Raw genomic sequence first — 14,883 nt, forward strand, 5'->3', positions numbered from 1 at the left:
CCGCAGGAGACTTCATCATGTTCGAACTCAGAGCTGCCCATCAGCGCGGCACGGCTAACTTCGGCTGGCTGAACAGCAAACACAGTTTTTCTTTTGGCCGCTACTACGACCCGACCCAAATGGGCTTTTCTGCCCTGCGGGTGATTAACGATGACGAAGTGGCCCCGGCCGCTGGGTTTGATACCCATGGTCATCAGGACATGGAAATTATCAGCTACGTGCTGCAGGGTGAAATTGCCCATAAAGACTCGGCCGGCAATATCAAAACCCTGCCGGCCGGTGAGTTCCAGCTGATGAGTGCAGGCAAAGGTATTTATCACAGCGAATTTAACGCCAGTGACAGCAATAACCTTAAATTTCTGCAGATCTGGATCCAACCGAATCAGTTTGGCGGCACACCTGGTTATCAGCAAAAGGCCTTTGAACGTCACAATGGGCTGAACCTGATTATTTCGCCTGACGGCCGCGACGGCAGTTTGCAGATGAAACAGGATGCGTATTTGCACCAGTTGCTGCTGGAGCAAGGCCAGCAACTGGCGTTACCAGTGCAGGCTGCTCGCCGCTATTACCTGCACCTGATCAGTGGTTCGCTGCAGTTAGGTGAACAGCGGCTTCAGCCGGGTGACGGCATGAAACTGGCGCAGTTAACCCAACTGAACGCAGAGGCCCTGCAAGGTCCGGTGGAAGCTTTATGGTTTGACCTGCCTTAACGAAGCCGTATCAGGGCAGCACCTTGCCCTGATACAACCAAAGCACGGCGCGGCTGAATTCAGCCGCCCAAGCGGCTTCATTATGATCCGCCCCTTCCACCAATCGATACTGAGCCTGCTGCGCCGTCATGCCTTTGCGGGCTAACTGCCGCACCACCTGCTCAATATCCGGCACCATGCTGCCACCTTCCTGCAAGCCCATATAAAAATACAACCGTTGTCCCGGCGCGGGTAACTGGTTGGAAAAGCGCTGAATTTGTGGGCCCACAGTCCAATAGGCCGGGGAAAACAGCCCATACAGACCAAAAACGTCCGGGTAGTTCAGTAAGGCATAGTGGCTGATCAGCCCGCCCATCGAGCTGCCCATGATGCCGGTATGCGCTGCATCGGCTTTAGTCCGGTACTGCTGGTCTATATAAGGCTTCACCACTGTGACAATAAACTGCAGGTACTGGTCACCCTGCGCTTCGCCTATTGGCGGGCCGGAAAATGGCAATAACTCCTGATTGCGAAATTCCCCCCCATTGTCAATGCCCACCACAATCAGTTTCAGGCCCTGTTGCGCCAGCAAGTTCAGCTGTTCATCCACCTGCCATTCGCCGGCATAAGAGGTGCGCGCATCAAACAGATTCTGTGCGTCGTGCATATAAAGCACAGGGTAATGTTCAGTGGATGCCTGATAATCCGCAGGTAAATACAAACGCACAGTGCGGCTACGTTCCAGCCCTGGCATCTCAAAACGCTGTTCCAGCACTGTGACATTGGCCGCTGCTGTGGAGCCAGTGGCCTGAACCTGCCCTGTCAAAGCCGCAACGACCACCACTGCCAACCACCCAAATTTCATTGCCACTCTTTTATTCCTCCGCTTTACCAAGCACCATGCAGTCTTGATTTTTCTGACAAATTCCATCATCACCGCCATACAGCAGATTGAAATTAACCACTCTGCTTTGTACATTACGCTTTTTTCCTGTGACTTCCTATGTGGCTTTCCCAAATGTACTACCCTGCACTGGCTATTGGCTCTGCCGCACTGATGGCCAGCATAGGCCCTATTGCCCGGCTCAGTCAGGTTGACGCCGCCAGCCTGACGTTCTACCGGCTGGCCTTTGGCGCTGTTGCGATTGGATTATTTTTGCTGTTTAGCCGTCAGACTCCGTTAATGCGGCAGGCTCCGCACTGGACAGTGGTCCTCAACGGAGTGCTGCTGGCCAGCTTTATTTTGTGTTTTTTGCAGGCCATTCAGACCTTGTCTTTAACAGTCGCCATCATGCTGGTGTACCTGGCACCCGCCTGTGCTGCGCTGATCGCACATTTCTGGTTTAAGGAGCGGCTGACCCCTTTTTCACTGGCGATGATCCTGCTGGCCTTTTTCGGTTTTGTGCTGTTGCAGGATCTCAGTGCAGACCAATCCGGCCTGTATTCCGCTGGGCTGTGGTATGCACTGGGTTCATTGCTGACTTACTGTGCTTTTTTATTAGTGAATAAAAAAGTGCCTGTATCAGAACACCGCCTGAACAGCACCTTTTATCAACTGCTGGTCGGTGCCTGTTGTGCTTTGCCTTTTATGCTGCAGCAAGATGCGCCGAGTGCAGCACAATGGCCCTGGCTGATTGCGGCAGGTCTGTTTCCCGGTGCTTTAGCACTGTGGTGTGCGGTACAGGCGCTGAGCCATTTGCCAGCCCGGGTGTACGGCACCCTGGCTTATACCGAACCTGTGGTGGTAGTGCTTTGTGCCTGGTGGTTTTTTGCAGAACCCTTGTCCCTGCGTCAGAGTATGGGCGTCAGCCTGATTATTCTTGCGGGCATTGCCCAGACTGCGGGTACTAAACCCGTACAGCCCAATGACAGAGCAGTACCTCAGGCCTGAGGCACATCCAGTATCAACCGGTTTCTCAGCTGCACTGTAACACCGGGGCTTGGAAAGGTGGCATTGTACAGCCGCAGTTGCACCCGCATCGCTGGCACCAGCCGCACGGGTTTGGGTAATTTATACAAGGTGGTACAGGGTAAACTCAGCAGCAGATCCTGCTGCAGCATAATTTCCAGCTTGCAGTTCACTCCGGCAGGCACATTGCCAGTGGCACCAAAAGCGACAATATCAGCCTGTTGTGCTGGCCATTTGGCGTCATAAGGGATCACCAGCTCAGCACCCGCAGTCAGGGTTTTCTCCACGTTCCAGACCAAATCCCGCGGGGCCGCCAGCGCCGCCCCAGGCACGAGCAGCAACAAGCCCAGCAGTTTGACCAGCCCCCCTGTCATAAACCCTCCTGCTTTTGCAGCAAGCTGAAATTCAGCTCTGCCTGCTGCAAATCCCGCTGCAACTGCCCCTGCGAACGCTGCAACTCCCCCAGCTGCTGACGCAGCGACTTATTCTCAGTACTGAGTTGTTGTTTTTGCTGTGCACTCTGAGCTGCACTTAAAGCATCGGTGTTGGCATCAATCCGCTGCTCCAGCTCCGCAATAGTCTCGGTATTTTGCGCAAACACCTGTTGCAGGTTTTCCAGCGCAACTTTGGCGCTGTACCAGCTGCGGCCGCGCTGGTAGCCCAGTTTAAACTCAGCTTCGAGCGCACCACTGCAGATGCTGTTGTAGCTTTTACCCTGCTGCCCCCACAACACGCCCTGATCGTACTGACAAAACTCAATAGCCCCTTCGGCATGCCCCTGCTGATAGGCCTGAAAATCCGAGTTGTGGCCATGTCTGGCGCATTCCTTCTGATAAGAACGGAACTGGCTGGCAGCAATACCTTGCTGCGCATCCGTTTTGCCTATAGCAAACCAGTCACCCAACTGACATTCCTGTTGACTGATACTGCTGCAAGCTCCCAGACTCAGCAGCGACACCATCAGTAGCAGCTGTTTCATGCACTATCCTCATTTCTGCCTTCTGGTTTTAATCTACCTGAATTGCTTTGCAGATTCCAAGCCGCATATTCCAAGCCGCATATTCCAAGCCAGAGCCACTTCGCGCACAATGGCCTTTTGGCGGCTGACGGCTGAACAATGAATTATCTGGCGCATTTATGGCTGGCCCAACACAACACCAATTCCAGAGTCGGCAATTTATTGGGCGACTTTTGTCGCGGCGTGGATTTAACACAGCAGCACCCTGCCGTGTTGGCTGGCTTATACAATCACAGGGCTGTGGACTGGTTTACCGATCAGGCCATTGACGTGCAGCAGGCCCGGCAACTCTTTAGTCCGTCAATGCGCCGTTTCGCCCCGGTGGCTTTGGATTTATTTTTTGATCATTTGTTGATCCGTCACTGGGCAGAATGGAACCAACAGCCATTTTTACCCTATAAAACGCAGCTTTACCTTCAGTTGCAGCTGGAATTGCCTCAGATGCCCACCGGCATGGCTGCGGTGATGCAAAACGTTGTGCAACAAGACTGGTTTGGCAGTTATGCCTCTGTGCAGGGTATTCAGCAGGCTGTGCGGGCCCTTGCGTTGCGTGGACAACGTACCGGGCTTTATGCCGCCATTGCCGACGAGCTACCGCAGTTGCAGCCACACATAGAACCGCTGTTTCTGCGCTTTATACCGCAACTACAGCAATTCGTTGAACAGGCCGCCATCGAGCAGAGCCCTGCCCAGGCCAAAGCGCGTTACATCAGCGCCACAGGCAAAGACCAGAGCAGGCAGGCCTGACGACCAGTCAGATCCAGCAGGCTGGCACTGGCTTTTTTGATCTGAAAACAGCTGGCTTCGGTGCCCAGGTAACAGGCCATCAAGGCGGAAATATCCGGCTCGTGGCCGACACAGACCAGAAGTTCAAGACCTTCTTGCTCTGTATAACGGGCAATGGCCTGCTGTTGCACAAATGCTTGTGTGTCAATATCCAGCCAGTCCACTGCCTGTGGCTGCGGCCAGCTTAAATGCTGGTGCAGTATCTGTGCTGTTTGTTTCGCCCGGCACAGCGTGCTGCACAACAACAAATCGGCATGCAGCCCGGCTCCGGCCAGAAAAGCAGCCAGCCGCCGGCTTTGCTGGCGGCCTTTGTCGGTTAGCTGACGACTGTGGTCTGCTAAACCCAGGCTGCGATCGTCAGCCGTGGCGTGGCGGATCAACAGCAGCTTCATGGCTGCACCACAAAGTCGGCGCTTTCCAGATACAGGGAGTGCGTTTTGCCCTGGTGCCAATACCAAATCTGATCACTGTCGCCTGGCCCCAAAATGGCGTTCACCAGCAGCTCGCCTTGCTGCAGCGGAACCCGATACAACACAGGCTCCGACTGCAGGCCCACGGCTTTATCCAGCAACAGCTGGTTGACCTTGACCTCGACCTGACCCAAGGCGGTGCCACCCCGCTCAAAATGGCCCAGCACCAGCTTGGCATTAAACCGGCTTAACTGGCCTTGCTGCAAATCAGCCAACGCAAAAGGTTCAGGCTCCAGTGTGATCAACTGCCGGGCTGCCAGTGCGTTTTTGGCCGCAACAGGCAACACCAGCTCAACCTGAAGCACAATCTGATGGGCATGTTTACCGGTAAGCAAGGGCAAATGGGAAGCTATCAGTTGTTCGCCGGCCCGCAGCAGCACCATGCCGTGTACGCCATGGCTGGCATGCGGATGGGGTTCAGCCTGCACAGTTCCGCACAGTCCAAACAGCACCAGGCATCGCAATAAAATTTTCATTCAAGCAGTTCCGCCTGTTATTGACTCTGCGCCAGAGTACAAAACCCCCAACCGCAGCGCCATACCCAAGGGCGGAAAAATCTTGTTATAATCGCCGCACTTTTGCCGGGCCAGACAAAGCGCCGGTCCCTTCAACTGCGGAGAACTGAAGATGCAATTTCCTGATGATGGCAATGGCGATATGCTCAAAGCGATGGCTGAATCCGGCATGGACCTGAACCAGGTGCTGGCTTTGGATTTTTATCTGGTGTTTGAAGACAAAACCAAAGCCGAACAGGCGCTGGCTGCCTTGGCTGCCAGTGAGATGGACGGTGAAGTGGAGCTGAACCTGAACGATCTGGATCAGTGGGAACTGATCGTTTGTCTGAACATGCTGCCGGAGCATGCAGCTATCACCGCCAAAGAAAAAGAGCTGGATAAATTCGCCAAAAAATTCGGCGGTTACAACGATGGGTGGGGTGTGATGCAACACCAGGACGGCGACGACGAATTTGCCGACGACGACCAGGATCACCACTGCGATGACCACTGTGGTCACTCTCATTAAAACTCAAAAAACAGCGAGAACGACTTATGGGCGCTCAATGGAAAGCCAAACATAAACAAGACGCTGCGGCCGCCAAAGGCCGTATTTTTACTAAATTAGCCAAAGAGATCATGGTGGCCGCCCGTAACGGCGCCGACCCGGATATGAACGCCAAACTGCGGGTGGCGATGGAAGCGGCGAAAAAAGCCTCCATGCCACGCGACACACTGGAACGCGCTATTAAAAAAGGCGCAGGCCTGCTGGATGGCCCGGTCAACTACGAAGCCGTCACTTACGAAGGTTTTGCGCCGCATCAGGTGCCGGTCATTGTTGAATGTCTGACCGACAATAAAAACCGTTCCGCTCAAAGTATCCGGGTGCTGTTCCGTAAAGGCCAGCTGGGTACTTCGGGTTCAGTCTCTTGGGACTTCAAATACTTGGGCGCCATTGAAGCGACGCCCACCAGCCCGGATGCCGACCCGGAACTGGCCGCCATTGAAGCCGGTGCTCAGGATTTTGAAGCGGGTGAAGAAGGTGAAACCCTGTTCCTGACTGAACCAACCGACCTGGACGCTGTATCCAAAGCGCTGCCAGACCACGGCTTTACCGTCACTTCGGCCAAGCTGGTGTACAGACCGAACAACCCGGTCAGCAACCTGACCGATGAACAACGGGCCGAAGTGGAAGCCTTCCTCGAGGCGATTGACGCCGACGACGACGTGCAAAACGTCTATGTTGGCCTGGCTGGTTAACCATTTTTACAGTGAATTAACTTGAATAGAAACCCGGGAAACCCGCCAGAGTTCCCGGGTTTTTTGCATAAAAAATCAAAATAAACGCAATAGATTGCAGAAAAAAACCAAAGTTTGGTTGAATTATATTCACTTATGCTAATGCAACCTTGAGCTAAATCCCGGCTTGTGTTCTTATCCGATGAAATCACAACTTTTCAGGATAACCGAGGCTCCTCTGATGCGTTTCCAACCCCATTTGTTAACCGTTGCGGTCTGTACCGCGCTGAGCACTCTGCCTGCAGTTCAGGCACAACAACAAAGCAGCGCCGAAGAGGCGCAGATTGAAAAAATCAGTATCACCGCCACCCGCCGGGCTGGCACAGTGCAGGATGCACCGCTGAATATCACTGCGTTGGATAACGACGTGATGGCGCAGCAAAATATGACGGAGCTGGCCGATGTGGCGCGTTGGGTGCCGGGCCTGACTATTCCTGATTTAGGGGGCCGTGACGGCACACCACTGATTGTACGTGGCCTGAACACCAATTCCTCTGGTCCGGATTCGGACGGTGGCACTGTCGCCACTTACCTTGGCGAAATGCCGGTGCAGATGGACTTACGTCTGGTCGACATTGAGCGGGTCGAAGTGCTGATTGGCCCCCAGGGCACACTGTACGGTGCCGGTACTTTAGGGGGCGCCATCCGTTATATCGCAAAAGAACCTGAGTTTGGCGTCACCAGCGGTTCAGTCTTTGGCGATATTTCACAAAATGCAGAAAGTGACAGCCAGGGTGCTGAAGGTGGTTTTATTCTGAACCTGCCCCTGTCTGGCGACACTGTGGCGCTGCGCACCTCACTGAATTACGTCAATGACCCGGGTTTTATTGATTACAACTACCTGGTGCGTCAGCCTGGTGTCAGCCTGACCGATCCGGACTGGAGCAATGCTGAGCAAGTGGATACGCACCTGCGCCGCAAAGCCGACGCCAACGGTGAAAAAATTCTGACCGGCCGTATTGCGCTGCGCTGGTCACCGAATGACGTTTTTGACTCCACCCTGAACTACTACTACCAGAGCCAGCAGGCCGAAGGCCGCTCGATCAGCCATTACCAGAGCCTGGGCGCCGATAACCCGCTGGCACCACAGATTGGCCAGTACGATTCCGCTTACCGTTATGAAGAGCCGAACGATCTGGACGACTCTTTGTTGAGCCTGGAAATGAAAGTGGACCTGGATTTTGCCGAACTGGTGTCCGCCACAGGTTTGGCCACCTCCAAAGAGCAAGGCCAGCGTGACCAGAGCGACCTGCTGATCCGGCTGGATTACGGCTACGAAGAATTCCCGGCTTTTTCCGCTTTTACCTTTGAAGACGAAAAAGATGAAACCTTTACCCAGGAGTTGCGCCTGGTGTCCAGCGGTGACGACGCTTTCAGCTGGATTGTCGGTGGCTACTACAGCAACAATGAATTCGACGGCCTGAGTAAAGAATTTACCCCTGGTTTTGCTGAATACGCCCTGACCGAATGGGAAACCGGCGGCAACCCGCGACCGGACGCTTTGGAATACATCTCGGTCGACCAGACCAAAGTGATTGAAAAAGCACTGTTTGGTGAGCTGAGTTACCAGGTCACTGACGCCTGGCAGGTCACACTGGGCACCCGCTTCTACCGTTACAGTGTCAATTCCGCCTCAGCCATTGATTTACCTCTGTATAACTCAGTCTTTGATGGCGCACCGTCAGACCAAATCATTCTGGACTTTGAAGGTACCAGTGCCAAAGACAATGGCAACCTGCTGAAATTTAACAGCAACTATAAACTGACCGAAGACCTGATGCTGTACATGACCGTTAGCGAAGGTTTCCGCATCGGTGGCTCCAACGGTGTGGCCCCTTGCCCGGATCCCTTGCCGGACGACCGTCAGATTGTTTGCGCTTTACCCAGCGAGCGCCTCTATGCCGCTGACACCACCACCAACTACGAGCTGGGGCTGAAATCCAGCTGGCTGAAGAACAAGCTGCATTTAAATGCCGCTTTATTCCGGGTGGACTGGGATGACGCGCAGGTGACAGGGGCCACCATCAATGGTCAGCAGCCTATTACCACAAACGCTGCCACCGCCAAAGCCCAGGGCCTGGAATTCTCCGGCCGTGCTGTACTGACCGGTGAGCTCAGCAGCTACCTGACCTACGCTTACACTCAGGCAGAACTGACCTCAGATGCACCTTTCCTCTTTGCCGTGGTGGATGACCAGGGCACAGAGCTGCAGGATTACTACGACGGTAAAGCCGGTGACCGCCTGCCAGGCTCCCCAGAACACAGCCTGTCGTTTGGCCTGAACTATCAGACTGAAGTGTTTGACGACAAAGCGCTGGACCTGAGTTATGGCGTCACTTATCAGAGCGATGTGTACACCAAAGTGGGGTTGCGTGCCGATGCTGAAGTGTTGCCGGGATATGCGGTGAATAACTTTTCGGCCAAACTGGCGGAAGAGGCCTGGTCTGTCACTTTCTATATCGATAACCTGTTTGATAAATACGCTTATACGGCCACCCGCCGTGACCGCGGTGATATTGGTCTGGCGCGTTTTGACGAGATGAACAGCGCAACTATGGCCATTACATTCTGACCCCCCGTACTCTGGGCCTGAAGTTTAACTATCAGTTTGAACTTTAAGCGGCAAAGCGGTATACCAGGTCACAGAGGATCAAAGCGCCTGCGGGCGCTTTGTTTTTTAAGCGGAACTTTATGTCAGATCCAACCCAAGAGGCGTTACTGCAGGCCAGACAGCTGATACAGCAACAACAGGGGCAAGCGGCCTATCAATTGCTCGCCACCCTGGTCCGGCAGCAGCCCGCTGTTGCCGACAGTTATTTCCTGATGGCGCAGATCCAGCTGCAGCACCAGCAGTTACACAAAGCCAAAGCGCTGCTGGTGCAGGCGCTGAAACTGCGCAATGAACCGGAGTTTCGTGTGCTGCTGATCAAAGTCTGCAGTTTGCTGGCACAGATGGCCGATGTGCAGCAGCTGATCAAAGCTTTGCAGCCCGCCGGGCTTTCGCAGGCAGGCTGGGCCGATACGCTGGGGGTGGCGCTGACCCGGCTTGGCGATCATCAGGCCGCCCTTGGTTATTTTGCCCGGGCTGTCGCCCTGGCCCCACAACAGGATGCCTATCAGTACAACTATGGGGTGGCGCTGAAATTCTGCGGCGATTTTGCCGCTGCCCGTCACGCCTTGCAGCACACCCTCCGGCTAAACCCGGAGCATAGCCCGGCCTGGTATGCCTTAAGTGAACTGGACAGCGCTGAACAGGCGCCCTCTGCCATGGCTCAGCTGCATCAATTACTCCGCCAGCAGCAGGACCCGGAACAGCGGCTGATCGCCAGTCATGCGCTGGCCCGGTACCAGGAAGCGCAAGGGGCCTTTGCCGACGCACTGGCCACACTGCAGCAGGCCAAACAAAAGAAAAAGCAGACGCAACCCAACGCGGTTGCGCAATTGCTGCAGCTGTTTCCGGCCCTGACCCAACTGGCGCAGCACGCCCAGCCCCCCGCCACAGGCAGCGACAGCAACGAGCCAGTTTTTATTATTGGTATGCCACGCTCCGGCACCACGCTGGTGGAACGGATTTTAAGCAGCCACAGCCAGGTGCAGTCGGCCGGTGAATTGCAGGATTTTGCCACTGCCGTCAAAGAACTCAGCCAAAGCCCCGGCCAGGCAGTGTTAGACCCGGCCACCTTAAGTGCGGCGTACCAGCTGGATCCGGCGGCAATAGCCGAACGTTATTTGCAGCGCAGCCGGGTGCTGACGGGAGCCAAACCGCATTTTATCGACAAACTGCCATTTAATTTCTTTTACGTTGACCTGCTGCGCCGCGCTTTTCCACAGGCAAAAATTATCTGGATGCTGCGCAACCCGGCCGACACTTGCCTGGGCAATTACCGGGCGCTGTTTTCGCTGCAAAACCCCTATTACAGCTATGTGTTTGACCTGGCAGACACCGCGGCTTTTTACGCCGGGTTTTACCGCTGGACAGAGTTCTGGCAACAACAGCAACTGCCACAAATTCGTTTTCAGTCCTATGAACAACTGGTGCGCCAGCCTGCCGAACAAACCCAGGCTTTGCTGAGTTTTTGTGGCCTGAGTGCTGAACCTGGCTGTTTTATCTCTGAGCGCAATACCAGCCCTGTCGCCACTGCGTCCAAAGTGCAGGTGCGGGAAGCCATTCACACCAAAGCCGTCGGCCGCTGGGCCAGGTACCAACCGGCGATAACCCCCTTGCTGCAGGCCTTAGAGCAGCACCAGTTGCCCTTTGAGTGGCCAGAATTTTGAGACCATAGCGCTAGGTGTCTGAACTTAAGGGCTTTATACTGTTGCGCTGTTTTTCAGTTCAAGGACTACTGCGATGAAAGTTCTGGTCGCCTCGGCCAACCCGGCCAAAATCCGCGCTGTGGAATCGGCTTTTGCGGAAGTTTTTGGCAGTGCCGGCTTATCCGTTTCTGGTGTCGCCACACAAAGCGGCGTGGCCGCCCAGCCGATGACCAGCGACGAAACCCTGCAGGGCGCGCTGAACCGGGTGCAGGCGCTGCAGCACGCTGATGCCGATTACAAAGTAGCCATAGAAGCCGGACTGGATGGCGATATGACTTTTGCCTGGATGCTGATTGAACACCAGGGCCAGTATGGCAAAGCCCGCTCGGCCAGTCTGATGTTGCCGCCAACAGCACTAGAAGCCCTGCAACAAGGCCTGGAGTTGGGGGATGTGATGGACCAGATGTTTGCCCAGCAGAATGTGAAACAAAAAGGCGGCGCCATAGCCCTGTTAACCAGAGATACACTCAGCCGCAGTTCGGTTTATCATCAGGCGCTAATCCTGGCATTGATCCCCTTTTTAAACCCGGAGTTATTCAACAGATAACGCATTCTCAATGCATGTAAAAAAAATCCACCTCCCCAGGAGCTGGATTTAAATTGACAAAAAAGCCTGCGTTAAGCAGGCTTTTACCGTGCAGCGTCCTTGCTGCAAACATGTTTACACCGTTTTACAGCATTAGAAGCGAGCTTCTAAACCCAGTTGGACTGAACGAGGAGCCTGCCAGCTATAAGCCGCACCATAAAACTCGTTACGACTTCCCGCCGTGCCAGCTTCATAGTGTTCGTTCACAGAAACAATTTCCTGAGAATCCAAAACGTTATAGATGTTCAGCGTTGCTCTCATATCGACACCACCCAGTTCGAAACTGTAGTTGGCAGATAAGTCTACTTTAAAGGTCCAAGGTGTACGGCCAACTGAACCACGAGGCACAAATCTGAAGCTATCGGTCTCTGAATCATAGATGTAGAACGTGTCGCCATAGCTGCCGTAAACCATTGGATCTATGTTCGGGTAGCCTGAACCAAACGCACTTTTCGGACGACCGCTTGCCAGAGTGCTGTTAAAACCAATCGTCAGATCTTCGGTCAGATCATAGCTACCATAGAGTTTAAACACATGACGTCTGTCGTTGGCCTGATAACCATCCGCGCCATCCATCAGAGCCGGGAAGTCAAAATCCTGTGTAATACCTGGATCGGCTTGACCGATGTCTGACTTCACAGCACCTTCAAAGTTACCCACGCTACGACTCCAGGTATAAACCAGAGTGACCCGTGCCGCTTCAGCTTTGTAGTCAAGCTGACTTTGAAGCGCGGTGTATTCGTTTTTCGCTTCTGGTAAACCAATCTCTTCAGCAGTGTAGGTACGACGGCTATCGGCATCAATCACGCCATCGCCATCATTATCTAATTGCCAGGTAGAATCTTGGCCTGGGTTTAACAGAGTACAGGTTGCCTGAGAAGCTAAAGGACCACAGTAATCATCCAGTGCAGAGACTACGTCACGGTATATACCACGCACTGACACTGTCATATCGTCGGTCAGTTGAGTTTCATAACCCAGAATATATTCATCTTTGGCAAATGGGTCGGCTTCTTCTGACTGGAAAGTAGCCTGGACTGCAGGATTGGGTACAGAGTTCACAACTGTTGAATTAGCGCCAGCCAGCGGAGTCAGACCTGTTGGAGCCCCCGTACTGTCATAACCGGTAAAGGTATAGAAAGTGGTGGTATCACTGACACCTGATGCCGCACGATAGTTGGTATTGTTTGGTACCGGTAAATAATAACGACCGTAAGTACCAAAGAATTTTGACGTGCCTTCACCTGTGGGATCAAAACTAAAGCCCAGGCGTGGAGCTACATCAGTATCAAATGAAGAGAACAACAAACCTGTTACCCCTGCATTCTCAAACTTGTCTTTGCGGATCCCTGCATTTAAACGCAGATTTTCCGTAACTTGCCATTCATCTTCCAAATACCAGGCATTTAAGTCAGTAGTAAAACCACCTCCACCAGCAAAAATGCGGTCACTCACGTAGTAAATGGTACTGTCTGTAGTGTTGGTGTAATTTTGGTTATTACCCACACGTCTGGATGCTCCGGCTGCCAAAGCCTGATAGGTCCAACTATGCCCTGTAATAGGAGCTGAGGTATGCATAGTGTCTCGAGTCTGTTTATCATAGCCAGCCCGGACCAAGTGATCACCCAATACATACTCAAGGTTTAAACGAAACTGTTCGTTGTTATCGACGTTGTCACCATAACTACCTCCAGGACCACAGCTGGTGATCTTCTCTGGCAGACCACGTGAATCAGTGACCGTTGGGCAATCCAAATTGCCAGGAATATTGGTGTACTCAGTTTCAATTTCACCGTACATCAAATTCAAGGTTAAATCATCGGTGAAGTTGCCTGTGTAGTTGACACTCTTCAGCTCCCCACCCCGTTTCAGGATAGTAGTACCGAGCAGGCTACCAATTTCTCCGGTTTCACCATCAAAACCATAAGTATCTGACGTTGTGTCGCTACGGTTGGAATAGGCAAAGAAACTCAATGTATGATCGTCAGTAATTAACCAGTCAATTTTGGTACCCCAAAACAGATTATCTCCGCCACTTGAATCACGTTTTACAAAACGGTTTGTTCCAGTGTAACGATCTGTCCCTGTATAGGATGCAAAATCATCCTGAATATTACGGGGGTTCACTAAAGCATAGATAAACAACTTGTCTTCAATTAACGGCCCACCAGCAGAAAATGTAATCTCTTTTGCGGTGTATTCGTCTTGGGTCGTGTTACGGAACACTTCACCTGTACCACCATCGCCCCGAGAGACAGAGCCTGACTCAGCTAAACCAGCCGGAGTCCACAATGCTGTAGCAGCAAACTCCCATTCGTTGGTACCACTTTTAGTCGTACTGTTAATTAAACCGCCTGTAGTACGGCCAAACTCTGCTGAATAACCACCGGTTTTTACCTGGAACTCTTTGTAGAATTCAAAAGGTACTGTACCGCAACCTAAACCCTGGCTGGTATCAGTTACTTCCATGCCGTTGATATAACATGAGTTCTCTGCAACAGATGCACCACCAAACGACGCTGTATTCCCAAAACGACTATCACCAGACACAGTTCCCGGAGCCAGCAAAGCAATAGCAGTCAGGTTTCGGTTTACTGGCATGCGGTCAATTTCGATTTCGCCAACAACCAAACCAGAATCACTGGTGGTCAGATCGATCGGGTTAATGCGGCTGCCGGTGACCTGAATCACTTCCAAGCCTTCAGAACCAGAGCTGCTCAAATTGTAGCTGGCTTGAGTGTTGCTACCTAAAGTAACACGCACTTTATCCGTGGTGACAATTTTTCCATCTTTCACAATGGTCAGCTCATATTCTCCTGTAGGCAACGAAGAAATACGAAAGGCGCCATTACTGGCCGGTGTTACCTCACGGCTCAATCCCGTCGCTTTATTTTTTACACTGACTTTATAGGTTGTAGAGTTGGCAGCATTAATAGTACCAACAATATCTTCTGCAAGAGCTACTGCAGGCATGCCTATAAAAGAGGCAATAGATAACGCCAGCAAACTCTTTTTTGCATATCTCATAATTTTCCCCTGGATATTATTATTTTCTTGTTTGTAGAAATAATCTACAAAAAAACAGTACCCCCAGAGGAAACACAAAGAAACAACACCATCGATGAAACAACAAAAAACAAAGCCAAAACCACATAAACAAATTTAATTAACCCATAATGAAAACATAAGTAATTAAATACATACAAAACAAAATAAAAGTTTACATAACTTAACATTACTATAATTCAATAAATATCATCAATCTGTTTATAAATTCTGAATCATAGACAATCAGGTCATTTTTCTATTCATTATTCG

At 52.4% G+C, this 14,883-nt stretch carries 14 protein-coding genes; 8 read left to right on the forward strand and 6 right to left on the reverse strand.

The annotated features are described in order from the left end of the window. Nucleotides 1-17: 17 nt before the first annotated feature. Nucleotides 18-710 (forward strand): pirin family protein, encoded by a 693-nt coding sequence (locus tag WKJ04_RS00495; RefSeq protein WP_337878624.1) that lies wholly within the window; start codon nucleotides 18-20, stop codon nucleotides 708-710. Nucleotides 711-720: 10 nt separating this feature from the next. Here WKJ04_RS00495 and WKJ04_RS00500 read toward each other — a convergent pair whose 3' ends face one another. Continuing rightward, a complete protein-coding gene (locus tag WKJ04_RS00500) occupies nucleotides 721-1,554 on the reverse strand; it encodes an alpha/beta hydrolase-fold protein (protein ID WP_337878625.1) in 834 nt (277 codons plus the stop codon). 138 nt (nucleotides 1,555-1,692) lie between these two features. Between WKJ04_RS00500 and WKJ04_RS00505 the strand changes: the two genes are divergently transcribed. Further along, nucleotides 1,693-2,580 (forward strand): EamA family transporter, encoded by an 888-nt coding sequence (locus WKJ04_RS00505; RefSeq protein WP_337878626.1) that lies wholly within the window; start codon nucleotides 1,693-1,695, stop codon nucleotides 2,578-2,580. On the opposite strand, the gene WKJ04_RS00510 is transcribed toward WKJ04_RS00505, so the two are convergent. Next, complete coding sequence (locus WKJ04_RS00510) at nucleotides 2,571-2,972, reverse strand: hypothetical protein (RefSeq protein WP_337878627.1); 402 nt, start codon at nucleotides 2,970-2,972, stop codon at nucleotides 2,571-2,573. The two genes, WKJ04_RS00505 and WKJ04_RS00510, sit on opposite strands and share 10 nt — an antisense overlap. Continuing rightward, nucleotides 2,969-3,577 (reverse strand): DUF2799 domain-containing protein, encoded by a 609-nt coding sequence (locus WKJ04_RS00515; protein WP_337878628.1) that lies wholly within the window; start codon nucleotides 3,575-3,577, stop codon nucleotides 2,969-2,971. The genes WKJ04_RS00510 and WKJ04_RS00515 overlap by 4 nt, the downstream gene beginning before the upstream one ends. Nucleotides 3,578-3,715: 138 nt before the next feature. Between WKJ04_RS00515 and WKJ04_RS00520 the strand changes: the two genes are divergently transcribed. Continuing rightward, entirely contained in the window at nucleotides 3,716-4,363 is a 648-nt protein-coding gene (locus WKJ04_RS00520) for an ACP phosphodiesterase (RefSeq protein WP_337878629.1), read from the forward strand. On the opposite strand, the gene WKJ04_RS00525 is transcribed toward WKJ04_RS00520, so the two are convergent. Beyond that, nucleotides 4,321-4,794 carry a histidine phosphatase family protein gene (locus tag WKJ04_RS00525; RefSeq protein ID WP_337878630.1) on the reverse strand — a complete coding sequence of 158 codons (474 nt, stop codon included), beginning with the start codon at nucleotides 4,792-4,794 and terminating at the stop codon, nucleotides 4,321-4,323. The genes WKJ04_RS00520 and WKJ04_RS00525 overlap by 43 nt on opposite strands. Continuing rightward, nucleotides 4,791-5,348: a hypothetical protein gene (locus tag WKJ04_RS00530; protein WP_337878631.1), complete on the reverse strand. Its 558-nt coding sequence runs from the start codon at nucleotides 5,346-5,348 to the stop codon at nucleotides 4,791-4,793. Before WKJ04_RS00530 ends, WKJ04_RS00525 begins: the two co-directional genes overlap by 4 nt. A 151-nt stretch (nucleotides 5,349-5,499) precedes the next feature. Here WKJ04_RS00530 and WKJ04_RS00535 point away from each other — a divergent pair, with 151 nt between their 5' ends. The 5 genes from WKJ04_RS00535 (at nucleotide 5,500) to yjjX (ending at nucleotide 11,526) form a co-directional block, all read left to right on the forward strand. Beyond that, on the forward strand, nucleotides 5,500-5,895 hold the full coding sequence (locus WKJ04_RS00535) for a ribonuclease E inhibitor RraB (protein ID WP_337878632.1): 396 nt from the start codon (nucleotides 5,500-5,502) through the stop codon (nucleotides 5,893-5,895). 26 nt (nucleotides 5,896-5,921) lie between these two features. Further along, nucleotides 5,922-6,626, forward strand: a complete 705-nt coding sequence (locus WKJ04_RS00540) for a YebC/PmpR family DNA-binding transcriptional regulator (protein ID WP_337878633.1) — start codon at nucleotides 5,922-5,924, stop codon at nucleotides 6,624-6,626. A gap of 220 nt (nucleotides 6,627-6,846) precedes the next feature. Continuing rightward, nucleotides 6,847-9,237, forward strand: coding sequence for a TonB-dependent receptor (locus tag WKJ04_RS00545; RefSeq protein ID WP_337878634.1), 2,391 nt, complete (start codon nucleotides 6,847-6,849; stop codon nucleotides 9,235-9,237). Nucleotides 9,238-9,356: 119 nt separating this feature from the next. Beyond that, nucleotides 9,357-10,940, forward strand: a complete 1,584-nt coding sequence (locus tag WKJ04_RS00550; RefSeq protein ID WP_337878635.1) for a sulfotransferase — start codon at nucleotides 9,357-9,359, stop codon at nucleotides 10,938-10,940. A 73-nt stretch (nucleotides 10,941-11,013) separates the two neighbouring features. Continuing rightward, nucleotides 11,014-11,526, forward strand: a complete 513-nt coding sequence (gene yjjX / locus WKJ04_RS00555; protein WP_337878636.1) for an inosine/xanthosine triphosphatase — start codon at nucleotides 11,014-11,016, stop codon at nucleotides 11,524-11,526. 132 nt (nucleotides 11,527-11,658) lie between these two features. On the opposite strand, the gene WKJ04_RS00560 is transcribed toward yjjX, so the two are convergent. Then, the gene (locus WKJ04_RS00560; protein ID WP_337878637.1) at nucleotides 11,659-14,592 is read right to left on the reverse strand and encodes a TonB-dependent receptor; all 2,934 of its coding nucleotides are present in this window, start codon (nucleotides 14,590-14,592) and stop codon (nucleotides 11,659-11,661) included. Between the last annotated feature and the right edge of the window lie 291 nt (nucleotides 14,593-14,883).

The sequence above is a fragment of the Rheinheimera sp. genome (genome assembly GCF_037442345.1).
Lineage (GTDB): Bacteria > Pseudomonadota > Gammaproteobacteria > Enterobacterales > Alteromonadaceae > Pararheinheimera.